Genomic DNA, 26,393 nt, shown 5'->3' with positions numbered 1-26,393 from the left:
GGATGAATGGCGAGGAGTGGCGACGATGCAAACACGGGTGGTGGGGTGGATGATCTGGGGTACGGCGCTGTCGTTCGCCATGCCGGTCATGGCGGCCTCGGTCTATCGGCATGTCGATGCCGATGGCAAGGTGGTCTACAGCGACGAGCCGAAAGCGGGCCAACGGATCGACCTCAAACCGATCACGGTGGTCGATCCCGTCGAGATCGAATCCGGCACGTACCCTCCCAAGCCAGCGGCGGCACCGACGCCGGCCATCGAGTACGACCGCTTCGCGATCACCAGCCCGGCCAACGGCCAGACGCTGCCGACCGGCCAGGCCGGTAACGTCCAGGTGAAGCTGGCGATCGAGCCCGCGCTGCAGCGAGACGATCGTGTTCAACTCCGGGTCGATGGCAAGATCAGCCAGTCACCGATGCACACCAGCGTCTTCGCGCTGAGCCAGCTCGACCGCGGCGAACATCAGCTTCAGGCCGAGCTGCTCGATGCCCAGGGCCGAGTACGCCTGTCGACGCCGACGGTAACGCTCTACGTGCAACGGGCCAGCGTCAACCTGCCGGCCAATCCCAATAACCCCAACCGCAAACGGTAATCCCGATCGGTGGGCGTTCTTTCAAGCGCGTGCACTATTTTGGTGAATGAAGTTCTGGTTCGATGAACGAAAGATCAGGCTCTCATCGAGCACTCCTACGGCAGCGGCTCGAATCTGGGAGTGGCGCGGTTTTTGCACTGTATAAGCACATACCGGATCACCACGATGGAACAACGCATGTATCAACGTTTGCTGGAGCACATGACGACGGCCGTCCTGTTACTCGACGAGAGTCTTCACGTGCGCTGGCTCAACCCTGCCGCCGAGGCGCTGCTGGCCGCGAGCCGCCCCCGGGTCGTCGGGCAATGGCTCGAGTGCCTGAACGGCGAGGATGGCAGCGTTCGCCAGGTGCTACACAAGGCGATGCAGGAATTTCATCCTTATACCCAGCGCGAAGCGGCATTGGTGCTGACCGCGGGTGACGTGATCACGGTGGATTTCACTGCGACACCGATCACCAGTCGCGAACTGCTGCTCGAGATCGAACCGCGGGACCGGCTGCTGCGAATCTCGCGAGAAGAGGCCCTGATGGCGCGTCAGGAGACGGTCAAGGTGCTGATGCGCGGTCTCGCCCACGAGGTCAAGAACCCGCTGGGTGGCATTCGGGGCGCCGCGCAGCTGCTGGAGCGGGATCTTCCCGATCCGCAACTCACCGAGTTCACCCGGATCATCGTCGAGGAAGCGGATCGGCTGCGAGATCTGGTCGACCGCATGCTGGGCCCCAATACGCTGGTGCACCACGAGCCGCTCAACGTGCACAAAGTGCTGGAGCGGGTGCGGGTGCTGCTCGAGGCGGAGCACCATCAGCTGAGTTTCGAGCGCAACTATGACCCCAGCATGCCGGACCTGATCGGTGACGAGCCGCAGTTGATCCAGGCCGTTCTGAATATCGCGCGCAATGCGGTTCAGGCCATGGAGGAGTCCGGCACGCTCGAACCGCGTCTGCTGTTGCGAACTCGGGTTCGTCGTCAGTTCACGTTGGGCGCCGAGCGCCACCGACTGGTTTGCGAAGTCGCGATCATCGACAACGGCCCCGGAATCCCCGAGCACATTCGCGAGACCCTGTTCTTCCCGATGGTGTCCGGGCGTGCCGAGGGCAGCGGCCTGGGTCTGTCGATCGCGCAGTCGATTCTGCATCAGCACCAGGGCTTGATCGAATGCGAATCGCACCCGGGCGCGACGGAGTTCCGGTTGCTGATTCCTTTCGAGGCGCCGCAGTGAGTTGGACTGCGTTTCCACTTCGCACCCGGATGCCGTTGCCACCTCGGACACGCGGGCTGCCGACCCATGTTGTCGGGAGTTTCGAAGTACCGAAGTCATCGAAAGTACCGAAGTCATCGAAAGTACCGAAGTCATCGAAAGTATCGAAGTCATCGAAAATATCGAAGTCATCGAAAGTATCGAAGTCGCCGAGAGCGCGATTCACCGTTCTGCTGGAGAACTGCCATGACTGAAGTCGCCCGTATCGCGATCGTCGACGACGACCGTGCGATCCGCTGGGTTCTGGAAAGGGCCCTGGCGCAGCCGGATCTCGAGGTGCAGTCGTTCGAGCGGGCCGATGCCGCGCTCGCGTCGATCGAGCGACACCCACCGGACGTACTGCTGACCGACATTCGGATGCCGGGGCTCGACGGGCTCGACCTGATGGCCAAGGTTCGCGAGATGCATCCCGACCTGCCGGTCATCGTGATGACGGCGCACTCGGATCTGGACAGTGCCGTGGCGTCCTATCAGGGCGGGGCGTTCGAATATCTGCCCAAGCCGTTCGATGTCGACGATGCGCTGGCGCTGGTCCGGCGGGGCGTGGCTCATGCCCGCGAACGGCGCTCGCCAGCGGCGATGCCGGAGGGGCTTTCCGCCGAGATCATTGGCGAGGCGCCGGCGATGCAGGAGGTGTTCCGGGCCATCGGTCGGCTATCGCAATCGCACATTACCGTACTGATCAACGGCGAATCGGGTACCGGCAAGGAGCGCGTCGCTCAGGCGCTGCATCAGCACAGCCCGCGCAGTGGCCATCCGTTCATTGCGCTCAACATGGCGGCGATCCCCAAGGATCTGATGGAGTCGGAACTTTTCGGCCATGAGAAGGGCGCGTTCACCGGCGCCGCAGCCCAGCGTCGCGGGCGCTTCGAGCAGGCCGATGGTGGCACGCTGTTCCTCGATGAGATCGGTGACATGCCCGCCGACACCCAGACCCGTCTACTTCGCGTGCTGGCGGACGGCGAATTCTACCGGGTAGGCGGCCATGTGCCGGTGAAGGTCGATGTCAGGATCATTGCCGCGACCCACCAGAACCTGGAAAAATTGGTGATGGACGGCCGTTTTCGAGAGGATCTGTTCCACCGGCTCAACGTGATTCGCGTTCATCTGCCCCGACTGTCGGAGCGCCGGGAGGACATTCCCCGTCTGGCCCAGCATTTTCTGGCCGAGGCCGCCAAGGAACTCTCGGCCGAATCCAAGGTTCTGACCAAGGATGCCGAGACGCATCTGACCCGGTTACCCTGGCCCGGCAATGTTCGTCAGCTGGAAAATACCTGTCGTTGGCTCACGGTGATGGCCTCCGGGCGTGAAGTGCTGGTCGATGATCTGCCGCCGGAACTGCGTGACCTAGAGGGCAGCGAAGCGCCCAGCGGCGACTGGCGCAATGCGTTCCGGGAGTGGGCGGACCGGGCCTTGGCCTCGGGTCACACGCATCTGCTCGAAGAGGCCGTGCCGGATTTCGAGCGCATCCTGATCGAGACTGCCTTGAAACATACCGGCGGGCGCAAGGGCGAGGCTGCCGAATTGCTGGGGTGGGGACGCAACACCCTGACGCGCAAGGTCAAGGTACTGCTGCCGGCGCTGGCCGACGAATAGCGCTCGACATCGGGGGGATCGGAAACGTTCAGGCCGGCGTCGCTCGAATCATGAATCTCGAATGGCGGCCACTGCCCGGTGGGTCGCCGGGCGTTGCCTTGGTTCGTGTCACTGCTGAGGCTGGCGGTAACGCCGAGATCCAATTTCACCAACATGGGGAGCTCCATGCTCGACTCGACCCAATGGTGGCGTGGCAGCGTCATCTACCAGATCTATCCCAGAAGTTTCATGGACGCGCGCGGCGACGGGGTCGGCGATCTTCCCGGCATCACCGCCAAGCTGGACTACGTCGCCGAACTGGGCGTCGACGCCATCTGGATCTCGCCGTTCTTTCCGTCACCGATGAAGGATTTCGGCTATGACGTGACCGACTATCGAGGTGTCGATCCGATGTTCGGCTCCTTCCACGACTTCCAGATGCTGCTCGAGCGTGCCCATGGCCTGGGCCTGAAAGTGATCATCGATCTGGTGCTGAGTCATACCTCGGATCAGCACCACTGGTTCATCCAGAGTCGCAGCTCGCGAGAGAATCAGAAATCCGACTGGTACGTCTGGGCCGATCCCAAGGCCGACGGCACGCCACCCAACAACTGGCTGTCGTTCTTCAGCGGCAGCGCCTGGACTTTCGATAGCCGGCGGCGCCAGTACTATCTGCACAACTTCCTGTCGTGTCAGCCGGATCTCAATTTTCACAACCCGGCGGTGCGCAAGGAGCAGCTCGACAACGCCCGCTTCTGGCTCGATCTCGGCGTCGACGGATTCCGCCTGGACACCTCGAACTTCTATTTTCACAGCCTGGCGCTGCAGAACAATCCGGCGCTCGGGAGCGGCGAGCTCAAGACGCCGAGTGTACCGGCATCGAACCCTTATTCGATGCAACGCCACCAGTTCGATATCAGTCAGCCGGAAAACATCGGGTTCCTGAACGAGCTGCGTGCACTGATGGACGAGTATCCCGGCACCATGACGGTGGGGGAGATCTCCGACGATCGGCCGCTGGAGCGGATGGTCGAGTACACCATCGGCGACGACCGCCTGCATATGGCCTATACCTTCGATCTGTTCGATGCCGAGTTCAGTGCTCAGCGATTGCGCGACATCATCGAACATTTCCAGTATTACGCCGGAGACGCCTGGCCATGCTGGGCGCTCTCCAACCATGACGTCCAGCGCGTCGTGTCGCGCTGGACCGAGCATGAGAATCTGGAGCAGCACGGGCCGCTGGTGGCCAAGGTCGCGACGGTCATGCTCTGTTCGCTCTACGGCAGTATCTGCCTCTATCAGGGCGAGGAGCTGGGGTTGCCGGAAGCCGACGTGCCCTACGAGCGGCTGGTCGATCCTTACGGTCTGGCGCTATGGCCGGAGTACAAGGGACGCGACGGCTGCCGCACGCCGATGCCCTGGACGAGCGGCGAGCTGGGTGGTTTTACCTCGATGGAGCCGTGGCTGCCGGTAGATGGGCACCATCGCCAGCTCTCGGTCGAGCGGCAGCTTGCCGACGCCGATAGCACCCTGCGGGTCACGCGGGAGTTTCTGCATTGGCGCAAATCGCAGTCGGCCATGGTCGACGGTACCCTGATCCTGAGCGATTTCGACGACGAGCTGCTGGGCTGGCTGCGCGTCTCCCATGATCAGGCGATTCTGGCGGTTTTCAATCTCACCAATGAATCGCGCGCGACCAGTCTGCCCGCCGGTGCCGGCGAGATCGTCTACCAGGCCGGTTTTACGCCCAAGCTGAGCGATGGCCGACTGACGTTGCCGGCTTACCAGGCGGCGTTCGTGCATATCGATCGCAGCAGCATCGACCCGCGGGCGCTGATCGAGCAGGAGCCCGATCCCGAGCGCAAGGGGTTCCTCAGCCGCCTGCTGGGATCGCTGATGCGCAACGAGGATGGCGAGTCTCACTGACGTGAGTTTCGCTTATTCCGACAGTGAGCTTTTGACTGACAGCGATACCGTTGACTGGCGAGAACACGGGGAGGCGTGGCGCCTCCCCGTGGCAGGGTTGTCCTGCCGGCCTTTCAGTCCTGGCTCCAGTAGGCGTTGGCGATCTCCAGCGTCAGTCGGATCTTCTCCCACTGGGCCTGCTCGGCGAGGTTGTTGCCCTCTTCGGTGGAGGCAAAACCACACTGTGGGCTCAGGCAGAGCTGACGCTTGTCGACGAACCGCGCTGCCTCATCGAGACGTGCGGTAATGGCGCGCGGGTCTTCGAGTTCACCCATCTTGGTCGTGATCAGCCCCAGTACGGCCTGCTGGCGACCCTCCGGAATGAAGCGCAGTGGATCGAAGCTGCCGGCACGGTCGCTGTCGTACTCGAGGAACCAGGCATCCACGTCGACCTTGCCGAATAGGGTCTCGGCGACCGGCTCGTAGCCGCCCTCGCTGATCCAGGTCGAGCGGAAGTTGCCGCGACAGACGTGGAGCGAGACGTACAGATCGTCCGGCTTGTCGGCCAGCGCATGATTGAGCATCTCGGCGTAGATCGCCTGCAGCCGGTCCGGGTCGTCGCCGCGATCCCGCGCCGCCTGCAGCTCCTTCTCGGAGCAGAGATAGGCCCATACCGTGTCATCCAGCTGCAGGTAACGACAGCCAGCGTCGTAGAACGCCCGGACGGCGCCGCGATAGGCATCGGCCGTGTCGGCGAAGAACGCGTCCAGGCTCGGATAGACGCCGCTGTCGATCTTCTTTCGACCGCCCCGGAAGTGCAGCACGCTGGGGCTCGGAATCGTCATCTTGGGCATGACGTTGGCGATGCTGGCCAGGTAGCGGAAGTGATCCAGCATCGGATGCGCTGGATTGAAGCCGACCTTGCCGTCTACGCGGATCTGCTTGGCGCCGGTCTGCACGCCCTGGAACTGGATGCCCTGGTCACCCTGATAGCCGGTGACGCCGTCGAGCTGCTCGAGAAAATCGAAATGCCACCAGGCGCGTCGGAACTCGCCGTCGGTCACGACCTGAAGACCGGCTGCCTCCTGCTGCGCGACCACCTCTCGAATCTGCCGATCTTCCACGCGTGCGAGGGCCGCGGCATCAATGTCGCCCTGGTGATATTTTGCCCGGGCGTCCTTCAGCGCCGCTGGACGAAGAAAGCTACCGACGATATCGGCTCGGAATGGGGGATGCGCTTGTGACATGAATCTTTCCTGTTGTCGTGCGGTGGCGCCTTGGGGCATGTCAGCGGCATGACCGGCGAGTAGGGATGCTGAGACCGCCAATGATGCGGGTTTCGGAGAAGGCGGGCCAATGAAGCCGACTCAGGATCGGGATGCACGGCATTCATTCCCGCTCCCGGCAACCTTCGCTGGCGGCGTCGTTTCTCAAACTTTAGTGGTAGGATTATCGCTCCAGGCCGACGCCTTCATCGCGACGTCACCGGCGATCGGCGGGAGTCTTTCTCGATGGCGCCCCTCGCGCCCGAGCGACTGAATTTTGAACGACTGAATTTTGAACGACAGTGAAAAAGAACAGGAGTGTTCCGTGACGACCCCCTCGCAACACGATTTACGTAATGAATTTCGTCGGCTGCTGGCCAGCGACGCCTGCTACTACACGGCATCGGTATTCGATCCTATGTCGGCTCGCATCGCCGCCGATCTCGACTTCGAGGTGGGCATTCTCGGGGGTTCGGTCGCCTCGCTGCAGGTGCTGGCGGCGCCCGATTTCGCCTTGATCACCTTGAGCGAGTTCGTCGAGCAGGCGACCCGCATCGGTCGCGTGGCCCGATTGCCGGTGATCGCCGATGCCGACCACGGCTACGGCAACGCCCTCAACGTCATGCGCACGATTACCGAACTCGAACGGGCCGGTATCGCGGCGTTGACCATCGAGGATACCCTGCTGCCGGCGCAGTACGGGCACAAGTCGACCGACCTGATCTCCGTCGAGGAGGGCGTCGGCAAGATGCGGGCAGCGCTCGAGGCGCGTATCGATCCTGCCCTGTCGATCATCGCGCGCACCCACGCCGGTCAGCTCGATGACGATGCCGCCGTGGCGCGCATTCGCGCCTACCAGGCCGCGGGCGTCGATGCCATCTGTCTGGTCGGCGTGCGCGACTTCGAGCATCTGGAAAAGCTGGCCGCGCCGCTGACGGTGCCGTTGATGCTGGTAACCTACGACAACCCGGCACTGCGTGACCGTGCGCGTCTGGCCAAGCTCGGGGTACGGATCGTGGTCAACGGTCACGCTGCCTATTTCGCGGCAATCAAGGCGACCTACGACTGTCTGCGCGAGCAGCGCGACATCGCTACCAACGATCTGGATGCTTCGCAGCTTTCGACGCGTTATTCCACGGTCGACGAATATCGGATCTGGGCGCGCGAATACATGGACGTCAAAGAGTAAGCACATTCAATATCTGCGCACGCGAATCGCGGTGTTGCCCGGAGCACGGAAATCTCGCCTAACCCCAAGTGATGTCTCGCCTCCCGTGCTCCAGGCGGCTAGCGCTTCATGGGACTCGGCGATTGACTCGGAAGTGGGTCGTTCAGGGCACTCGTCACTGGCCTGGACCTGTGGGTAGCGCTTTCCTTCGCTGGCGTCGGTAGGCATTCTGAGCTGCTTGTAGCAGCCTTTACTGATAACGGAGACCACGATGACCGCCATGCAATGGGAACGCCTGCTCGATCCCGTCCGCCTGCACGATGCCCGGACCTCGCGTGGTGAAGCCGGTCGCACGCCTTTCCACAAGGATTACGATCGCATCGTCTTCTCCGGCTCTTTCCGCCGTCTGGGACGCAAGACCCAGGTGCATCCGCTGACCGACAACGATCATATCCACACCCGCTTGACCCACTCGATCGAGGTCGGGTGCGTCGGCCGCAGTCTGGGAATGATCGTCGGCGAACAGCTGCGCGACAGCCTGCCGGCCCGGGTCACGCCCGCCGATCTCGGCGTCATCGTGCAGGCAGCCTGCCTGGGGCACGACATCGGCAATCCGCCGTTCGGTCATGCCGGCGAGTACGCGATTCGCGACTGGTTCAAATGGGCGGAGGCTCAGGGTAACGGTCTGCTGGAAGGCCTCGACGAGGCTCAGCGCCGCGATCTGCTGACCTACGAGGGAAACGCGCAGGGCTTCCGGGTCGTGACCCAGATCGAGTACAACCAGTTCCGCGGCGGCATGCGGCTCTCCGCCGCGACGCTGGGCACGCTGCTCAAGTATCCGTGGACGGTCGAACACGGCGGTCAGATGGGCAAGTTCGGCTGCTACCAGTCCGAAAAGCATCTGCTGGTCGAAGTGGCCGAGTGTCTGGGGCTCAAGGCAGTCGACGGCTCCAAATGGTGCCGCCATCCGCTGGCCTATCTGGTCGAGGCGGCAGACGATATCTGCTATGCGTTGCTCGATCTCGAAGATGGCCTGGAGATGGGCATTCTGCGCTACGAGGAAGTCGCGCAGGTGCTGCTGCAGATCGCCGGCGAGCCGCCGGCCGGGTACGAGCAGATGGCAGCCGAGGGCGTCTCGCAACGTCGCCGCATCGCGGCGCTGCGCGGTGCGGCGATGGAGCGGGCGGTCAATGAAGTCGGCGATGTCTTCGTGCAGCACGAGAAGGCGCTGCTCAACGGCACGCTGGACGATGATCTGCTCGAACTGTGTCATCCGGATCTGAGCTGGGGTGTCTCCTCGGCCAAACAGCTGGCCCGCGAGCGTATCTTTCAGAACGAGCGCAAGGCAAAGCTCGAGATCGGGGCTTATACCACGCTCGGCATTCTGCTCGAGGCGTTCATCGGCGCGGCCCACGAGTTGCATCACACCGGGCACTCTTCCTTCAAGCACCAGCGCGTCCTTGCACTGATCGGCGAGAATACGCCCAAGCCGGGCTGGCCGCTTTACGACAGCTATCGCCGGATGCTCGATTTCATCGGCGGCATGACCGATCACTATGCGGTCGAGCTCGCCCAGGAAATGGGTGGACGCCTCAAGGCCGACTAGTCGTCTCTCGTCCAGTATTTCTCGTCCAGTACTTCCCGTCGATTATCTCTCTTGTTGATTCTTGTTGATTCTTGTTGATTGTCTCTCTCCGGCGTCGGGCTCGTGTCCGGCGTCGTCGTTTCTGGGGCTCGAATGACGAGGGTCGCGTGAGAGCCTGGGGGTATGGCTGTTGAAACTCGTCGCATAACGCCGTATTTTAATTGAACGGTTAATTAATAAAAAAATGCCCTGGTCGGTTGTGTCATCGACCAGACAGCCATCGGCGTCTGCATGTGCCGGAACGGCGTGGAATCGAGGGAGAGTGCGAGTGGCAGGAAATAGCGCTCGCTTTTGCGTAGCGATGAATCATAGTTCAGTCATCGGTTCGGACTGACGGCGGGCGCGAAACCCGTGACCGCGACAGGGTGACGGCGTCTCCCTGACATGAAGCCGGCAAGGGGAGGCGAAACAGCAGTGAGGATGGATTGAGTTGACGCCTTCGTTGAAGGCAACGCTGGATTCAACGGCCGAAGTCGACTTAACTCAATCCGAGGCCACGAGGCCTCGCGGCGGGAACACGGAAACGAGTGGGAGGCCATTATCGCCTGGCGACCCCTGAAGCGCGGCACGATGCTTCCGGGCGCCTTCGTCACTCGTCAACGAAAACTATCTGAACATGATGGGAGCCGCATGAGTACAAGCCCCGATAATAATTCCAGTACCCAGGATCGACTGAATCCAGTCGTATTCTATGGGTCGGTCATTGGCATCGTCGCCTTCTCGGTGTGGGCGATGGTGGCTACCGAGCAAGCGAATGGCATCATCAACGCGATGCTGGGTTGGATCTCCAACACCTTCGGCTGGTACTACTTTCTGACAGTCGTCATCTATCTGGCGTTCGTGATCTTCGTGGGCTTTTCCCGCTTCGGCAATATTCGCCTTGGCCCCGAACATTCGCGACCCGACTTCAACATCTTTTCCTGGTCGGCGATGCTGTTCTCGGCCGGGATCGGAATCGGGGTCATCTTTTTCGCCCTGGCGGAACCCCTGACCCAGTTCTACAACGCGCCCAATGCCCCGAGTGATCAGGTCGCCGCCGCTCGCTATGCGATGCAGCTCACCTTTCTGCACTGGGGCTTGTCGGGCTGGGGTATCTATACCCTGGTCGGGATGTCGTTGGCCTTCTTCAGCTATCGCCACAATCTGCCGCTGACCATCAGCAGTGCGCTCTATCCCATCTTCGGCAAGAAGATCTATGGCCCCATCGGCCACGTGGTGGACATTGCCGCCGTACGGGGCACGGTATTCGGCATTGCGGCCAGCCTCGGGATCGGTGTCATCCAGCTCAACTACGGGCTGAACTTCATGTTCGGCATCGCGGAAAGTGCCTGGACCCAGACCATTCTGGTGCTGATGATCGTGCTGTTCGCCACGATCTCCGCGGTAACCGGTGTCGAGAAAGGCATTCGTCGTCTCTCCGAGTTCAACATTCTGCTGGCGATCGCGCTGCTGCTGTTCGTCCTGTTCGCCGGCAAGACGGTGTTCCTGCTCAACGCTCTGGTGATGAACGTCGGTGATTATCTGTCCAGTTTCGTCTCGATGTCGTTCAACACCTATGCGTTCGATCAGCCCACCGAATGGCTGAACGGCTGGACGCTGTTCTTCTGGGCCTGGTGGATTGCCTGGGGCCCGTTCGTCGGCCTGTTCCTGGCGCGCATTTCGCGGGGGCGCACCATCCGCACCTTCGTCGCCGGCACGCTGACACTGCCGATCGCGTTCATGATGATCTGGATGTCGATTCGGGGTAACAGTGCGCTCGACATGGCGATGAACGGCGCCACGGACTTCGGCCAGCAGGTCATGGATACGCCGCCGGCGGGGATCTACCTGTTCCTGCAGCAGTATCCGTTCCCGGTCTTCTCCACCATCGCCGTCAGCATTCTGGCGATCGTGTTCTTCGTCACCTCCGGTGACTCGGGCGCGCTGGTTCTGTCGAACTTCACGTCCAAGCTCAAGGACGTCAACAGCGATGCGCCGATCTGGATGCGCATCCTGTGGTCGGCGGTGATCGGGGTTCTGACCTTGTCGCTCTTGCTGGCCGGAGGGTTGTCGACGCTGCAGAGTGCCGTTGTCATTACCGGTTTGCCGTTCTCGATCGTGCTGTTTTTCATGATTGCCGGCCTTTACAAGGCGTTGAAGGTCGAAGCCTTCAAGGAAGATAGCCACCGCCTGAGTCTTTCCGGTTCGCTTTCGGGTCGCATGTCCTCAGGTAATCGCGACAGCAATCACGACTGGAAGACACGTCTCAAGCGTGCCATGTCGTTCCCCAATCGACAGCAGGCGCAGCAGTTCCTCGAAGAGACCGGGCGACCGGCGATGGACGCGGTGCGCGACGAGCTGGTGAAACAGGGCGTCAAGGTCGACATCAGCGACGGTACCCAGAATGACGATGACTATCTGTCGCTCTACGTCGATCTCGGCAGCGAGCAGAACTTCGCTTACCAGATCTGGACGCATCCGTTTTCCACGCCCTCCTTCGCGATGCGAACGCCGCGTAGCAGCAGTCGCTACTATCGTCTGGAGGTATATCTGCTGGAGGGGAGTCAGGGTTACGACCTGATGGGTTATACCCGTGAACAGGTCATCGACGACATTCTCGATCAGTACGAGCGTCATCTGCAGTTCCTGCATCTCAATCGCATGGAACCGGGCAGCGTCAACATGCCCGATAGTCCGGAACAGCCGCCAGGCTGATCTGACGCCACACTCATTCTGTTCTAACTTGCCCCGGCCTCTGGCCGGGGTTTTTCATTTTGGCACGCCAAAAGCTCGCTCGGGGGCATCGCGGAGACGACGTGCTACGCTCAATTTTGTCGATAACAAAAACCGAGGGCACGAATGTGGGAGCTTTCACGTGGTGGGATACCGCTGTTCTGATCGTCTACGTCGTGGGGATTGCCTGGGTGGGCGCCCGTTTCGGCAAGGATCAGGAGAACACGCAGGACTACTTTCTGGGCGGTCGCAAGATCCCCGGCTGGGCCATCGGTCTTTCGGTCATGGCGACCCAGGCCAGTGCGATCACGTTCATCGGCGCGCCCGGCTGGGGTTTCGAGGGCGGCCTGGAGCGCCTGGCGACCTTCATCAACGTGCCCCTGGCGATGGCGGTGCTGATCGTGGTGCTGGTGCCGATCTTCCACCGCGCCGGCATCTACAGCATCTACGAGCTGCTCGAACGTCGCTTCGGCGCATTGACCCGGTCGCTGGCGGCGCTGCTGTTCCTGATCGCTCGCGGCCTCGCCACCGGGGTGGTGCTCTATGCGCCAGCGCTGGTGCTGTCGGTGGTCACCGGCTGGGACGTCAATCTGACGATCGTGCTGATGGCGGTCATCGCGGTCAGTTATACCGTACTCGGCGGCATCAGCGCGGTGATCTGGACCGACGTGATCCAGATGTTCGTGCTGTGGCTGGGGGCGATTCTGAGCATGGTGCTGCTGGTGTCGAGCCTGCCCGGCGGCTGGAGCGACGTGTTCGACTACGGTGCCGCCAATGGCATGTTCGATACCCTCGATCTGTCGATCGATCCTACCGTGACCTACTCGTTGTGGGCCGGATTGATCGGGGGCATCGTCATGCATATCGCCTATTTCGGTACCGATCAAAGCCAGATTCAGCGAGTGCTCACCAGCCCGACGATTGCCGAGGGGCAGCGCTCGCTGCTGATCGGCGGCTATCTGCTGGTGCCGCAGATGCTGTTGTTCCTGTTCATCGGCGTGATGCTGGCCGCGTACTATCAGCAGCACGGTCTGACCGCACCGGACAACCTCAATGAGCTGTTTCCGCGCTACGTGGTCAATGCCTTTCCCGTCGGAATTACCGGCCTGGTGATCGCTGGGGTCTTCGCGGCCGCGATGTCGAGCCTGGATTCGGCGCTCAATTCGCTATCCGCGGTGACGGTACGCGATTTCTACGCCCGCTACGTCAAGCCCGAGGCCGACGAAAAGCACTATCTCAAGGCATCGCGCTGGGCTACGGTCTTCTGGGGGCTCTATGCCACGGCATTCGCGTTCTTCGCGGGCAATCTCGGGCCGGTCATCGAAGCCGTCAATCGTATCGGCTCCTGGTTCTATGGGGCTCTGCTGGGAACGTTTCTGCTGGCCGTGCTCAGCCACCGCAGCAACGGGCGTGGCGCGGTAGCTGGCATCATTTTCGGCATGGCGGCCGTGTGGGCCGTGTCGCAGACCGATATCTCCTGGCTCTATCAGAACTTCGTGGGGCTGATCGTTTCGGTCGTCGTCGGCTATGGGGTGAGTCTGACGGCACCGGCGCCATCGGCGTCCCAACTGACGGATGTGTCGATCGACGAAACCGCACCCGACATGCAGGCGATTCTCAAGGGGCGCAGTGGCGGTGCCGCCGAGATTGGCGGTGATGCTCGCCTGACGCGGCGGCGCTGCCTCGGGCTGGTGGCATGGTTCTTCATCTCGCTCGCCGCGCTGGGGCTGCTGCAGTGGTGGGCCAATGGCTGAGCGAACGCGTGAACCGCAGCAGAAAACGGGGGAGTCAATCGCGCGGTTGCCCCGACGGCTGAACGCAGCCGCCGCCGAGCCCCGACTGCGCCACTTCGGCGCCGGGCGGTTCGAGCCGGCGTGGCTGTCGCTATGGGCGCTGGCGATCGGGAGGGAAGCGGAGAAGCCGCTGGCCTGGCTGTTGGCGGCCGCGCATCTGCCAAGAGCCTTGCTGATAGCGGGGGAATTGAATCTCGCGCCGCCAGCGGACGACGGCGTTCTCTTGCTCGACGGAGGGCCGAGGCCGACGCTTTCGCAGTTCGAGCGTTGGTGGTTGTGGGAGCGGCTGGCTCGGCCACGACGCTGGTCGCTACGTGTGCAGCCTTCGACGCTACGCGCCGTCGAGCTGCCGCTGTGGCTCGGCTATTCGCAAGGGCGGCTCGGCTATGGGAAGGAGCGTCAGGCTCGGCTGATCGTACTCAGCGGGCTGTCCGGCGAAGCGCTGGGAGCACTCAAGCCGGCGGTACTGTCGGGGTTGCGCGATCGAGCCGGCGCCGTGCCGGGCGTCACCCGCCCGGCGGCGCCAAACGACGGCTCCGTACCCGGTTAGATCGCGTCGCCGCTGCGCTCCATGGCGATCAGTTCCTCTCGACTGGGCAGACCTTCCATGTCGCCGATGACCTGAACCTGCCGGGCCCCGATCAGATTGCCGCGGTGCAGTGCCGCCCGCCAGTCCAGGCCGTCGAGATACGCGCTGACGATGCCCACTGCGAAACCATCACCGGCGCCGACGGTATCGACGACCTGCTTGACCGGTGAGCCGTCGACGGTGCCTTCGCTGTCGGCCGTACGAAAGTAGCTGCCTTCCGGACCGAGCTTGATCACCACAACCTTGGCGCCCCGGTCGAGATAGTGACCGGCGATATCATGAGCGGTGTCGCGGCCGGTCAGCAGACGCCCTTCGCTCAGTCCCGGCATCACGATATCGGATTCGGCAGCCAGCGCGTTGAGGGTCTCGATCATCACCGTTTCGTTGGGCCACAGGCTGGGGCGCAGATTGGGATCGAACGAGACCGATACCCCGGCGCTGCGAGCCTGGCGCAGCAGATGAAACGACAACTCGCGCGCCGAATCGGAAATGGCCGGCGGAATCCCGGTAGCGTGCAGATGACGAGCGGACTCCAGCTCGACGTCGCGGCCATCGGCGATGCTCAGATGGCTGGCAGCGCTGCCGCGGCGGACGTATTCGACGTGCGGGTCGGCACCGTCGACGGCACGGGCCTTGAACACCAGCCCGGTGGCATGAGTGTCGTCCCGCTGCACGTGGCGGCAGTCCAGCCCCTCGGCTTCCAGCGCTCGCTGCAGGAAGGTGCCGTTGTGATCCGCCCCGACGCGGCTGAGCCAACGCACGCCAAAGCCAAGCCGGGATAGCCCGATGGCCACATTGGTATCGGCGCCCGCCGTGCGCCGATGAAATCTTGTGACCTGGTCCAGCGGGCCATCATCGTCGGCGACGAAAAGCGCCATGGCCTCGCCAAACGTCAGTACGTCGTAGCGTGAGTCGTGGCCAGAATCATGGCGTGAGTCTGAGCGGGATTCGGAACGAGGCATGGCGTCTCCAGGCTTGTGCGAAAAAGTCTTGCAGGGAAGGACCGGCGCACGATCGCGCGGTGATCGTCAGTTGGCCGGCGGCTTGCTTTCCAGCCGCTGATAGCGCGCATTCAGAACATCCACCAGATGCTGGCGCTGGGTGTCATCGATGATGTCGCCGTCGCCGATACCCAGTTGCGTGGCGAGGTCGATGCCGTCCACCACGCGAATGTCGCGGCTGTCGCCGAGATGTTCGGTTTCGTCATCGATGACCCAGCCCGGGAGCACCAGGAAACCTCTTACCGGCACGCTCAGCTTGGCGTGGCGGGAAAGCCACTGGCGCAGCCATACCGTCGACAGTCGCGCCTTGCGCAGTACCTGGCGCTCGTTCCAGCCTCGGAAGCGCAGGCGTTCGCTTTCGACCGATACGGTATTGACAGGGCGGCCTTCGAGATCGAGCGGAAACTCGCGCGCCACGGTTTGGATCACGAACACGCCCTGCGGCGTCACCAGCACGTTATCGATGGTGTAACTGTCGGCCGGGAAGTCGTGGAAAACGAAGTAGGGTTTGGCCAACGGGCGAATCAGATGATCCAGCGCCTGACCCACTGCCAGTTCGCAGGCAAGGCTGCGCGTCAGGCGGCGGACACGCTGGACGTCACGCAGAATCAGAAAGCAGAACAGCATCGCCAGCAGGGTGCTGACGACGCCATACAGCGACCACTCCAGCCAGCTCTGCTCTTCGGCGAACAGCATTCGGCCCATGCCGTAGACGATCGGCATCAGGGTGAGCGTCGGCGCCAGCGTGGCGTCCATGAAGAACACCATGCGCGCCTTCTCCAGGCGATCGCGGTGCGCCTGGGCGATCTCGTGGATCGGCTCGCCGTCATGCGGAGAGCGCAGGCCGACGGTCTGCACGTCGCGCAGGGTGATCGCCACCAGGGCGGCGGCGCCCAGCGGGGCCAGAAAGATCAGCGGCAGTACATACTCCAACCAGGCCATGAGCGGTTGTCCTTGCAGTGGCGTGGGCGGGAAGAGGCCATTCTAGCCGAGGTCGAGCGTCGTCTGCGATGTTGGAGCGCCGTCGATGCAGATCCGATTGCGCCCGGCATGCTTGGCCGAGTAAAGCGCCTGGTCCGCCTGCAGCAGCCATTGCTCGTGATTCCTCGTCAGCGGGCTCTTGGCGGCCAGGCCGATGCTGCAGGTTGGCATCCTGGAAAGCGGCGGTGGTGGCGGATAGTGTCTCAGCCGTTGCTGAAACCGCTGAATCGCGGTCCAGGCCTGATCCAGCGTGGTCGACGGCATCAGCAGGCCGAACTCTTCGCCACCGTAACGCCCGAGCAGCACGTCATCGCCAAACGACTGGCGGAGCAGCGAAGACAACGTGCGCAGGGTCTGGTCGCCGACACCATGACCATGCTCGTCGTTGATGCGCTTGAAATGGTCGAGGTCGAGCAGCGCGATCGTTGCGGGCGAATCGGTTGGCAGGTTTGCGGCTACCTGATCCTCCCAGAAGCGGCGATTGAACAGCCCGGTCAATCCATCGGAGCGGCTCAACTCGATCAATGCCGTCTTCTGGCGGCTGAGTCGGCGGGCCTGGAGATAGGTGATATAGCCGATCACAAGCGGGTAAGTGATGATCATCGGTAGACTGCAGAGCAGCACGGTTGCCGATGGTACGATGTTTGGAAAGCCCGGCGAGATCAACCACATCCCGATCAGCGTGCCCGTGGCCAGCAGGCCGAGACCACGCAACGCCATACGTGTCCCGCCAACCGCGATATTGTCGAGACAGATCATCGTCACTACCACAATGCTGGGGAGCACGTTGAAATGCATGGCTGCCACCCAGAAGCCGCCCAGCAAACTGTCGGCGCCGAGATTCTGACGTTCGGCATGATAGGGTGACTTGTGATACCTCGCTCGCCAGTAGGCGAGGTGGGACCAGAACAGGATCTGCAGTGACCATAGCGTCCAGACCCAGGGCGGGGTCGGCAATTCATGGAGCGCGCTACCGATGCACAGGCCGCCGACCAGGAGTCCCAGGGTCCGCGGTGCGTAGATACGTTTAGCGAGACGGGTGCCCCTTAAACGCTTTTCGACCACGGGATCCAGGGGCGTATCGGGCATGTCGGCAGCCATCCAGCGTCGAGGACGCTTATCTTGTGTTAAGGAATCGTCACTTTCTTATCTAACATCGATCGGCAGAAAATAGTATGTCCAACGAATCCATTCCGGACGTCTCGGCGCTGCTCGATTTCGTCGAGCGCCAACCGCGCCTGTTCGTGCTAACGGGTGCCGGGGTCAGTACCGACTGTGGCATTCCCGATTATCGCGATGTGCGAGGCGACTGGAAGCGGCCGCCCCCGGTCAGCCATCAGGCTTTCATGGGCAGCCACGCCGTACGGCAACGTTACTGGGCGCGCAGTCTGGTCGGTTTCCGGGCGCTGGCGTCCGCGCATCCCGGCCAGGCGCACAAGGCGCTGGCGGTACTCGAGCAGCAGTCGCGAATCGCTTCGCTGGTCACACAGAACGTCGATGGCCTGCATCAGCGAGCGGGCTCGCGACGCGTCATCGATCTCCACGGCCAGGCCGATGTGGTGAGGTGCATGAACTGTGACGCGACACTGATGCGCCATGCGTTGCATGACGAACTCGGGCGCCGCAACGCCGAGTGGCTGTCGCTGAGCGCCGAGGTGGGACCGGATGGTGATGCCGATCTCGATGGCCACGATTTTTCCACGTTCGAAGTGCCCGGCTGCGCTCGCTGCCGGGTCGGCATTCTCAAGCCGGATGTGGTGTTCTTTGGCGACAACGTGCCCAAGGCCCGGGTCGAGCGAGCTTTCGACGCGCTCGCGGATGCCTCGGCCATGCTGGTGATCGGGTCATCGCTGATGGTCTACTCGGGGTTTCGGTTCGCCCGGCAGGCGGCCAAGGCGGGCAAGCCGATCGCCTGCGTCAATCTCGGCACCACGCGGGCCGATGAACTGTTCGATCTCAAGCTCACGACATCGATCGGGCCGACGCTGACGGCCCTGATCGACGAACTGGAAACGGTATAGCGGCAGCGGCGGCAAAATGCCGGCAGCGCCGAAATGACAGAACCCGGCCAAGGCCGGGTTCCGAGTCGATGACAGGTGATTTACCGCTTATCGACGTGTCGGCGGCGCCATGAACTCGGGGCCGACCGGATCTTTGACATGGCGGGTCAGAATGGCATCGATGTCGGCCATGTCCTCGTCGCTCAGCTTCCAGCCGGTGATATCGCCCAGCGGCTCGACCTGTTCCGGCTTGCGGGCGCCCCACAGGGCGACAATGTTGGGGGAGCGATCGAGAATCCAGCGGACGGCCAGCGCCAGCACGCTCTTGTCGTGGCGGCTGCGAGCCAGCTCGGTCAGCGCCTCGACCGCGGCCAGGTACTGCGCGAAGCGCGGCGACTGGAACTTGGGATCCTTGTTGCGCAGATCGTCGCCGCTGAATGCATAGCCCTGTTGCATCTTGCCGGTGAGCAGACCGCGACACAGGGCGCCGTAGGTCAGCAGGGTCAGATCGTTGTTCTCGGCATAAGGCAGGATTTCACTGTCGATATCGCGCTCGAACAGGTTGTAGGGCGGCTGCAGCGTATGCAGCGGCGCGGCCTGGCGGAAGACGTCGCACTGTGCGGGAGAAAAGTTGCTGACACCGATCGCGCGAATCTTGCCCGCACGATGGAAGCGTGCCATCGCCTCGGCGGTCTCCTGGATCTCGACCAGCGGATCCGGCCAGTGGATCTGGTAGAGGTCGATATGGTCGGTGTTCAGCCGACGCAGCGAGTCGTCGAGCTCTTTCTCCAGACGTTTCGCCGTGGCATTGCGTGCCACGGTAGCATCGTCGTACCACTCGAGGCCGGCCTTGGTCGCCAGCACCAGCTTGTCACGCTGATCCGACTGGGCGACGGCCTTGCCGACGACCTCTTCCGAATGGCCAAAACCGTAGGCCGGTGCGGTATCGATCAGGTTGACGCCACGATCGATGGCGGCGTGAATGGTGCGGATGGCGTTGGGATCGTCGGTACCGCCCCACTGGCGGCCGCCCATGGCCCAGGTGCCGAGTCCGATGCGGGACGTGACGATGTCGGTACCGGGTAGTGTCAGTGTTTCCATCCTGCCCTCCTTGGTGATGAATCGGATTGCACTACAGTGAATCGCTGGCCTGTCTTCGGCAAGTCGACCTTAGCGACGGGTTTCCCGGATTCGGGCTTCGACGGTTCGGCTTAGCGAGCGGTCGCCGCGCCGGTGGTGGTCACCGGAATGTCCGGCTCGGGGGCGTCACCATGGCCGAAGACCGATACCGGCTCCGGATTCAGATAGAGAATTCGGTCGTCGTCGCGAATCTGCGCGCTAAGGCGATAGAGGTCGTCGGGGTCGATCGCCTCGGCGGCGTACTGCAGGGTGATCGGTATCGGAAGCTGTCCCAACTGCTCGTAACGGCTGCTGGCCAGCACGTCGCCGGTGGAAACGTCCTTCAGCTGGACTTCGAGTGCTGCAGACTTGGGGAGCGTTATCGGTTTGTCGGATACCACCCGGGCGGCGAGCGTCTCGAACTGGGGCCCGCCGGCACACCCGGTCAGCATACCCAGTGCCAGCAGCGTCATGATCAGGACAAGCGGTCGCAGTGCTTTGAGCGAAGACATCGGGATCCCTAATCAAGGAAGAGGCGGAAACGGCAGAGGTGTGACACGCACAAGGGGGGAAAATTCCTGTCGTTGCGCGTGTCAGGGTAGAAGGGGACCGTGAGGGAGGACAGATCAACCTCCGGCCAGCTTGACCTTGAACCCGCGCGACTCCAGCTCGCGCTTGAGCACCTCGCGATGGTCGCCCTGAATCTCGATCATGCCATCCTTGAGCGCACCGCCGGTGCCGCAGCGTTTCTTGAGCGTCTTGGCCAGGATTTTCAGCTCGTCGCTATTCAGTGGCACGCCCTGGATCGTCGTCACGCCCTTGCCCTTGCGGCCACTGGTTTCGCGACGAATGCGCACGATGCCGTCGAGGGAGGCGAGCCGCTCGGCCTCCTCGCGTTCGCGGCATTCGCACTCGGCCACGGGCCGGCGACAGTCGGGGCAGGTCTCGCCGTGTTCGGTCGAGTAGACCAGGCTGCTTAGCTGATCCTGCAATGAAGGCATGAGAACTCCGAATCGATACTCGAGCGATGGATGATAACTCGGCCGCCCGATGAGGAACGAACGTGCGAAGTAATCGAACGGGAATCGGTCGAGCTGAAATTGGCGATGGCGCAACGATCACGGCCCGAGCGGTTGGCCCGGGCAGTGATCATCTGGTCCGACGGAGCGCCGGTGGCCGGCCATCGAATCCCGGCACTCGGGGTTGATAGGCACCCGAAGCGCTAGAGGTTGCCGACGGCCAGGGCCGGCATCAGTCTATCGATCACGCCGGGAAGCTCGCGCATGTCGCGGATTCCGATCGCGCCGGCGGGAGTGGGCTCGAGATCGGCGAAGCGATTGATATGGACGACTCGCATGCCTGCTGCCAGCGCCGCACGAACGCCGACCTGGGCGTCGTCGATCACGATGCAGTCGGCGGGGTCGAAGCCCATGTCGCGCCCGGCATGAAGGAACAGGCCCGGTGCCGGCTTCCAGCTCCCCACGGTATAGGCGCTGTAGATATGATCGCCGAAGAAGCCGCGCAGGCCCGTGCTGTCCAGCGCCCGCCGAATCTTCGTCTCGGGGCCGTTGGACGCGACGCAGCGTGGCAGCGAACCCAGCGCATCGAGCGCTTCAGGAACGCCGGCGATCGGCTCGAGTTCGTCTGCCATGCGCTCGTACATCTCCTGGCGCATTGAAGTCTCGATATGTTGACGAACGGCTTCGTCGAGCGCCCCGTGCTCGCGCTCCAGATGCGAGACGATGCTGGCGAATCGCGCGCCGCGAAACGCCTTCATGTAATCGTCGGGCTGGAAGGGCAGGCCGGCCTGATTCAGGTATTTCGCCATGACTTCGGCAAGAAGCGGTTCACTATCGACCAGAGTGCCGTCGCAATCGAAAAGCAAGCAGAGGGGATCGGGCATGATGGGTCGCCTCGAGGGCGCTGTCAGTGGATATAGACGCAGACCGTCGGTGAATCGGTCTGCCGATTACTGGCTCCAGTTCTCGTTTCCGGTTCTGACGTTTCCAGTTCCGCTGTATCCAGTTGTTCCAATATCGGCCGCGGTATCGAAAAGTACAGGATTACGGAACACTGTTTCTAATCTATGTTGCAACTTTAGTCGCCCCGAACGAGATTGACAAGCCGAGGCAAGAGGCTCCCCAGAAATTGCACACTTTTTGATCGTCCGAACCCGGCCCGCTTCTGGGCCGAAAGTTTGAGGCGGGTGACGGGGTGGGGAGACGCTCGGAAAGACCCGGTCGCGGGTCAAGGCAAGGAAGCGATCGGCAGGCCGATCGCGATCCCGGGAGGAGGGTCAGGCGAAGCGTCCGGCCCAGGCTTGTTCGTTGAACGGGCTGAGTGGGCGCTTGCCGTCGAGCGCGAGCATGATGTTGTCCACGGCACGCTGCGCCATGGCCGTGCGGGTTTCATGGGTGGCGGAGCCGATATGCGGCAGCGCCACTACGTTGGGCATCTTCGGTAGTGGCGATTCGGCCTGCAGCGGTTCCTGCTCGAACACATCGAGGCCGGCGCCGCGGATCTGGCCGCTCTCGAGGGCCTTGATCATGGCCTGTTCGTCGACCACCTGCCCGCGGGAGATGTTGATGAAGATGGCGCTCTCCTTCATCAGCTCGAATTCGCGGGCGCCGATCAGCTGGCGGGTCTCCGGGGTCAGCGGGACGATGGCGCAGACGAAGTCGGACTGCTGCAGCAGTTCGTCCAGTTCGCAGTGGCGGGCGCCCAGTTCCGCGTCGAGCGCCGGCTTGGGCGAGGCCTTGGCGTAGAGGATCTTCATGCCGAAGCCGAGCGCACCGCGACGCGCCACGGCCTGACCGATACGCCCGAACCCGACCATGCCCAGCGTCTTGCCGTGCACGTCGCTGCCGAACTGGGCCGGTCCGATGCTCGCCTTCCAGTCGCCGCGCTTGACGTACTCGGCCAGCTCCACCACCCGCCGGGCACTCGCCATGATCAGCGAGAAGCCGGTATCGGCGGTAGTTTCGGTGAGCACGTCCGGGGTGTTGCAGAGCAGAATGCCGCGCTTCGTCAGTTCATCGACCGGATAGTTGTCGACGCCCACCGAAATGGTGGCGATCGCTTCCAGCTTGGGGGCGGCATCGAGCAGTTCCGGGGTCATGTTGACGCCTGCGCCGATCAGGCCGTGAGCTTCGCCCAGCGCATCGCGAAACGCCGGATCGTCGGGTGACCCCAGCTTGTCGAAATAATCGACGTGGAAGCGGTCACGTAGCTGATCGAGCTGCTGATCGTTGAGGCGACGGTACGCCAGGATGCGCTTGCTCATGAAGGACTCTCCATCTGAAAGGTCGGAGGATTCGCGGGCGATAACGGCATCGCCGACGAAACGAGGGACGCACGAGCTTAACCGACAAACCCTGCCCTAAGCGGCGGTGCTTCGACGAAAGTCTACGCTCTGTCTGAAAAATGCCTGCGCTCGCCCAACCGGCGTTAAAAATTGACTGGTGCGCCAGCCCGATCAAAATGCTCATTTACACCTCGTAAACTGGAGCGCCAGCCCGGTCCTTTTTTCGTCAATTTTTGCCTTAGCTACGCGCCCCGGTCTTGCCATCGCTCGCCGATTTTTCAGACAGAGCTTAGATCAGTGAGCGCGCGAGTGGCCGGGAATGTCATCGCGTGACTGGTCCGACGAACGCCTGGGCGAGTGAAACTCGAAGCGATGGCTGCCGCCCTGGGGTGGCGCCGTTGGCGGAACCTTGTAATGTGGACGGTATATTCGTGATGACGCGAGGCGTGACGATGCAAGCGGACGTAGTGGTGCTGGGTGCCGGCATGATCGGCGTGTCGACGGCGTTGCAGTTGCAGCGGCGGGGCAGGCAGGTGGCACTGATCGACCGGCGGGCGCCGGGCGAGGAGACTTCCTTCGGCAACGCCGGGCTGATCCAGCGCGAGGCCGTCGAGCCCTACCCGTTTCCTCATGATAGCCGCATGATCTTCAAGGTCATGCGCAAGGGCGGCATCGACGTCAACTACCACCCGCTGGCGCTGCCGACGCTGGCATCGCCGCTGGCACAGTACTGGTGGTGGTCGTCGCCGTCTCGCTATGCCAGGGTCGCACGTGAGTACAGCCGGCTGATCGAACATTGCCTGATCGAACACGAGAGTCTGATCCGGGAGTCCGATACCGAGGTGCTGGTGCGCCGGACCGGCTGGCGTACGGCATTTCGCACTCCGGCGGCCATGGCGCAGGGCCTGGCCTACGCCGAGCGTCTCGAGCAGGAGTACGGCGTCGAGCATGCGGTCGTCGACGGCGCCGAACTCGGCCGGCTCGAACCCGGCCTCAACCATCCGATGGCCGGGGCGGTGCATTGGACCCAGCCCTGGTCGGTGCGCGATCCCGGCGCGCTGGTTGCCGGTTACGCCGAACTCTTTCGCCGGCAGGGTGGCCATTTCGCCAGCGCCGACGCCACGACGCTGTCACGGCAGGCCAATGGCTGGCGCGTCATCACTCGTGAAGGAGTCATCGACGCCGAACAGGCTGTGATCGCGCTCGGGCCCTGGTCGGACACACTGACGCGGCGACTGGGCTATCGTCTGCCGCTGTTCGTCAAGCGTGGCTATCATCGACACTACGCCATGAAGCAGCCGCTCAGCATGGCGATGCTGGATGCCGAAAACGGCATCATGCTGGCACCGATGAACCGGGGCCTGCGGATTACCACCGGCGCCGAATTCGCGCGTCTCGACGCCCGCGCCACGCCGCTGCAATCGGGCAGGGCCGAAGTGGCGGCGCGTCAGATTCTCGATCTCGGAGAGGCGGTCGAAACCTCCCCGTGGCTTGGCGCGCGACCCTGCACCAGCGACATGAAGCCGATCATCGGACCGGCACCGAAACATCCGGGCCTGTGGTTCCATTTCGGGCACGCGCATCAGGGCTTTACCCTAGGCCCGGCTTCCGGCCGATTGCTGGCGGAAATGATCTGTGGCGAGAGGCCCTATATCGATCCCGCGCCGTATGCCGCGACGCGGTTTTGATCGCCAGCCGCGACTTCTATCGCCAATCACAGCAAGGTTCGATACGGGCGTCACGCGTGGGCCCGGCCGGGGCGCTTGATCAGCTGGCGGAACTTCGGCAGCTGTCGAGCGATGGGCGGAATACGCAGGATCATCAGCAGGGCACCGACGGCGGCGTAGAGACTCCACTGCTCCAGGTCGGCACGGACCACCCACAGAAAGTGCAGCAGCCCCAGCCCGAGCACCAGATAGACGATCTTGTGCAGCGGCTTCCAGCGCTTGCCGAGTTTGCGCATCGACCATTTGTTGGAGGTCACGCCCATCACGATCAGTCCGGTGAGCGCCAGCATGCCGACGATGATGTAGGGGCGACGAACGATCTCGCTGCCGAGCCGCGACAGATCCAGCCCGAGAATGAAGACGGCATAGCAGAACAGGTGCAGCAACGCATAGGCCAGCGTCCACAGGCCGAGCTGGCGCCGGATCAGGGTGAAGCCTTTCCAGCGCGTCAGCTTGGTCAGCGGGGTCAGGCTGAGCGTCAGCAGCAGCATCCACAGAATGCCCTGGCCGATATTGAGCAGCAGATAGCGTCCGGGCTCCGGGCCGGCGGCGTTGATCGCGACCTGAGAACTCCAGTAGGCCAGCGGCACCAGCGCGGCGATGAACACCGCGATGCGCCAGAGCGTCAGCGTGTGGCGTGGCATCGACATCAGAAGTTCTTCCTCAGGTCCATGCCCTGATAGAGGCTCGCGACCTCGTCGGCATAGCCGTTGAACATTCGCGTGTCGATGATGTTGGGGTTGAACAGGCTGTTGGGCAGCCGGCGTTCGGTAGCCTGGCTCCAGCGCGGATGGTCGACCTCGGGATTGACGTTGGCATAGAAGCCGTACTCGTCCGGGGCGATCGCCTGCCAGGAGTTCACTGGCTGCTCCTCGACCAGCGAGATGCGCACGATCGACTTGATGCTCTTGAAGCCGTACTTCCACGGCACGATCAGGCGGAAGGGCGCCCCGTTCTGGTTGGGCAGCTCGCGGCCGTACATGCCGAGCCCGAGAATCGCCAGCGGGTGCATCGCCTCGTCCATGCGCAGGCCTTCGGTGTAGGGCCAGTCGATTAGCGCAAACGACGAGTCCTGCCCCGGCATCTGGTCCGGCGCCACCAGCGTCTCGAACTTGACGTATTTGGCCTTCGACGTGGGCTCGGCGCGCTTGATCACATCCCCCAGCGGGATCCCCAGCCACGGAATCACCATCGACCACGCCTCGACGCAGCGCAGCCGGTAGATACGCTCCTGCAGGCGCGACGGTTTGGCGATGTCCTCGAGGTCGAAGCGCCCGCCATTCGCGACCTCGCCGTCGATCACCACACTCCACGGCTGGGTCTCGAGTGAGTCGGCGTTGCGCGCGGGATCGCCCTTGCCGGTGCCGAATTCGTAGAAGTTGTTGTAGTGAGTGGCGTCTTCGAAAGGCGTCAGCTTGTCCAGCTGGCGATCGGCGGGTACCACGCTATCCCACTCGGCGTTTTCCAGTTTGGAGACGAACCAGGCCGGCGGGCTGCCAGCCGGTACGTCCTGATAGTCGGATGCGGCGGCCTGGGCTCGCCCGGCCAGCGCCAGCCCGGCTCCGACGCCCGCCAGGCCGCCCATGAAGCGACGGCGCGAGAGATAGACCGACTCCGGGGTGACGTCCGATTCGCGCAGATCGCTGGGTTTGGCAATCTTGATCAACATGATGAGTCTCCAACCGCCCATAGTGGCATGTCGTGAATACGCTGGCAGCGCGCGGCTGGATGCGCCTTGGCCATTCGGCGCGCGC

22 protein-coding genes are annotated in these 26,393 nt (G+C 62.9%); 11 read left to right on the top strand and 11 right to left on the bottom strand.

The features are described 5' to 3' along the window. Window positions 1–25 precede the first annotated feature (25 nt). The 4 genes from BTW07_RS08780 (at window position 26) to BTW07_RS08760 (ending at window position 5,356) form a co-directional block, all read left to right on the top strand. A complete protein-coding gene (locus tag BTW07_RS08780) occupies window positions 26–592 on the top strand; it encodes a DUF4124 domain-containing protein (RefSeq protein WP_075569804.1) in 567 nt (188 codons plus the stop codon). A 177-nt stretch (window positions 593–769) separates the two neighbouring features. Further along, entirely contained in the window at window positions 770–1,813 is a 1,044-nt protein-coding gene (gene glnL, locus BTW07_RS08775) for a nitrogen regulation protein NR(II) (protein WP_075569803.1), read from the top strand. 225 nt (window positions 1,814–2,038) lie between these two features. Further along, window positions 2,039–3,448, top strand: a complete 1,410-nt coding sequence (gene glnG, locus BTW07_RS08765) for a nitrogen regulation protein NR(I) (protein WP_075569801.1) — start codon at window positions 2,039–2,041, stop codon at window positions 3,446–3,448. A 165-nt stretch (window positions 3,449–3,613) separates the two neighbouring features. Then, a complete protein-coding gene (locus BTW07_RS08760; protein WP_075569800.1) occupies window positions 3,614–5,356 on the top strand; it encodes an alpha-amylase family glycosyl hydrolase in 1,743 nt (580 codons plus the stop codon). 113 nt (window positions 5,357–5,469) lie between these two features. Here the strand turns inward: BTW07_RS08760 and BTW07_RS08755 are convergent, their stop codons facing one another. After that, the gene (locus BTW07_RS08755) at window positions 5,470–6,582 is read right to left on the bottom strand and encodes a cobalamin-independent methionine synthase II family protein (RefSeq protein WP_075569799.1); all 1,113 of its coding nucleotides are present in this window, start codon (window positions 6,580–6,582) and stop codon (window positions 5,470–5,472) included. 343 nt (window positions 6,583–6,925) lie between these two features. On the opposite strand from BTW07_RS08755, the gene BTW07_RS08750 reads away from it, so the two are divergent. From BTW07_RS08750 to BTW07_RS08730, 5 genes are all read left to right on the top strand, one after another. Continuing rightward, on the top strand, window positions 6,926–7,789 hold the full coding sequence (locus BTW07_RS08750) for an isocitrate lyase/PEP mutase family protein (RefSeq protein WP_075569798.1): 864 nt from the start codon (window positions 6,926–6,928) through the stop codon (window positions 7,787–7,789). A gap of 250 nt (window positions 7,790–8,039) precedes the next feature. Beyond that, entirely contained in the window at window positions 8,040–9,374 is a 1,335-nt protein-coding gene (locus tag BTW07_RS08745; RefSeq protein ID WP_075569797.1) for a deoxyguanosinetriphosphate triphosphohydrolase, read from the top strand. A gap of 669 nt (window positions 9,375–10,043) precedes the next feature. Further along, entirely contained in the window at window positions 10,044–12,107 is a 2,064-nt protein-coding gene (gene betT / locus BTW07_RS08740) for a choline BCCT transporter BetT (protein ID WP_075569796.1), read from the top strand. Between the two features lie 146 nt (window positions 12,108–12,253). Further along, window positions 12,254–13,879: a sodium:solute symporter family protein gene (locus tag BTW07_RS08735; RefSeq protein WP_075569795.1), complete on the top strand. Its 1,626-nt coding sequence runs from the start codon at window positions 12,254–12,256 to the stop codon at window positions 13,877–13,879. Then, window positions 13,872–14,468, top strand: a complete 597-nt coding sequence (locus tag BTW07_RS08730) for a hypothetical protein (protein ID WP_144076873.1) — start codon at window positions 13,872–13,874, stop codon at window positions 14,466–14,468. Before BTW07_RS08735 ends, BTW07_RS08730 begins: the two co-directional genes overlap by 8 nt. On the opposite strand, the gene BTW07_RS08725 is transcribed toward BTW07_RS08730, so the two are convergent. From BTW07_RS08725 to BTW07_RS08715, 3 genes are all read right to left on the bottom strand, one after another. Next, on the bottom strand, window positions 14,465–15,469 hold the full coding sequence (locus tag BTW07_RS08725; RefSeq protein ID WP_075569793.1) for a sugar kinase: 1,005 nt from the start codon (window positions 15,467–15,469) through the stop codon (window positions 14,465–14,467). The two genes, BTW07_RS08730 and BTW07_RS08725, sit on opposite strands and share 4 nt — an antisense overlap. Before the next feature lie 66 nt (window positions 15,470–15,535). Next, window positions 15,536–16,450, bottom strand: a complete 915-nt coding sequence (locus tag BTW07_RS08720; RefSeq protein WP_075569792.1) for a nuclease-related domain-containing protein — start codon at window positions 16,448–16,450, stop codon at window positions 15,536–15,538. Between the two features lie 42 nt (window positions 16,451–16,492). Next, window positions 16,493–17,578 carry a diguanylate cyclase gene (locus BTW07_RS08715; RefSeq protein ID WP_075569791.1) on the bottom strand — a complete coding sequence of 362 codons (1,086 nt, stop codon included), beginning with the start codon at window positions 17,576–17,578 and terminating at the stop codon, window positions 16,493–16,495. Window positions 17,579–17,664: 86 nt separating this feature from the next. Between BTW07_RS08715 and BTW07_RS08710 the strand changes: the two genes are divergently transcribed. Then, on the top strand, window positions 17,665–18,510 hold the full coding sequence (locus BTW07_RS08710; protein WP_075569790.1) for an NAD-dependent protein deacetylase: 846 nt from the start codon (window positions 17,665–17,667) through the stop codon (window positions 18,508–18,510). An 87-nt stretch (window positions 18,511–18,597) separates the two neighbouring features. Here the strand turns inward: BTW07_RS08710 and BTW07_RS08705 are convergent, their stop codons facing one another. From BTW07_RS08705 to BTW07_RS08685, 5 genes are all read right to left on the bottom strand, one after another. After that, window positions 18,598–19,590, bottom strand: a complete 993-nt coding sequence (locus tag BTW07_RS08705) for an aldo/keto reductase (RefSeq protein ID WP_075569789.1) — start codon at window positions 19,588–19,590, stop codon at window positions 18,598–18,600. A 110-nt stretch (window positions 19,591–19,700) separates the two neighbouring features. Beyond that, entirely contained in the window at window positions 19,701–20,120 is a 420-nt protein-coding gene (locus BTW07_RS08700; RefSeq protein ID WP_075569788.1) for a YbaY family lipoprotein, read from the bottom strand. 114 nt (window positions 20,121–20,234) lie between these two features. Continuing rightward, window positions 20,235–20,609: a translation initiation factor Sui1 gene (locus BTW07_RS08695; RefSeq protein WP_075569871.1), complete on the bottom strand. Its 375-nt coding sequence runs from the start codon at window positions 20,607–20,609 to the stop codon at window positions 20,235–20,237. 221 nt (window positions 20,610–20,830) lie between these two features. Next, on the bottom strand, window positions 20,831–21,511 hold the full coding sequence (locus tag BTW07_RS08690; protein WP_075569787.1) for an HAD family hydrolase: 681 nt from the start codon (window positions 21,509–21,511) through the stop codon (window positions 20,831–20,833). Between the two features lie 393 nt (window positions 21,512–21,904). Further along, a complete protein-coding gene (locus BTW07_RS08685) occupies window positions 21,905–22,891 on the bottom strand; it encodes a 2-hydroxyacid dehydrogenase (protein ID WP_075569786.1) in 987 nt (328 codons plus the stop codon). A gap of 473 nt (window positions 22,892–23,364) precedes the next feature. On the opposite strand from BTW07_RS08685, the gene BTW07_RS08680 reads away from it, so the two are divergent. Then, window positions 23,365–24,600, top strand: a complete 1,236-nt coding sequence (locus tag BTW07_RS08680; protein WP_075569785.1) for an NAD(P)/FAD-dependent oxidoreductase — start codon at window positions 23,365–23,367, stop codon at window positions 24,598–24,600. A 50-nt stretch (window positions 24,601–24,650) separates the two neighbouring features. Here BTW07_RS08680 and msrQ read toward each other — a convergent pair whose 3' ends face one another. Both msrQ and msrP read right to left on the bottom strand, forming a co-directional pair. Next, the gene (gene msrQ, locus BTW07_RS08675; protein WP_075569784.1) at window positions 24,651–25,289 is read right to left on the bottom strand and encodes a protein-methionine-sulfoxide reductase heme-binding subunit MsrQ; all 639 of its coding nucleotides are present in this window, start codon (window positions 25,287–25,289) and stop codon (window positions 24,651–24,653) included. Beyond that, window positions 25,289–26,308 (bottom strand): protein-methionine-sulfoxide reductase catalytic subunit MsrP, encoded by a 1,020-nt coding sequence (gene msrP / locus BTW07_RS08670; protein ID WP_075569783.1) that lies wholly within the window; start codon window positions 26,306–26,308, stop codon window positions 25,289–25,291. The genes msrQ and msrP overlap by 1 nt, the downstream gene beginning before the upstream one ends. Between the last annotated feature and the right edge of the window lie 85 nt (window positions 26,309–26,393).

It is taken from the genome of Salinicola socius, assembly GCF_001937195.1.
In the GTDB taxonomy this organism is placed as follows: Bacteria; Pseudomonadota; Gammaproteobacteria; order Pseudomonadales; family Halomonadaceae; genus Salinicola; species Salinicola socius.
The sequence above is the reverse complement of the archived record's forward strand: the minus strand, read 5'-3'. Positions and strand labels throughout refer to the sequence as shown.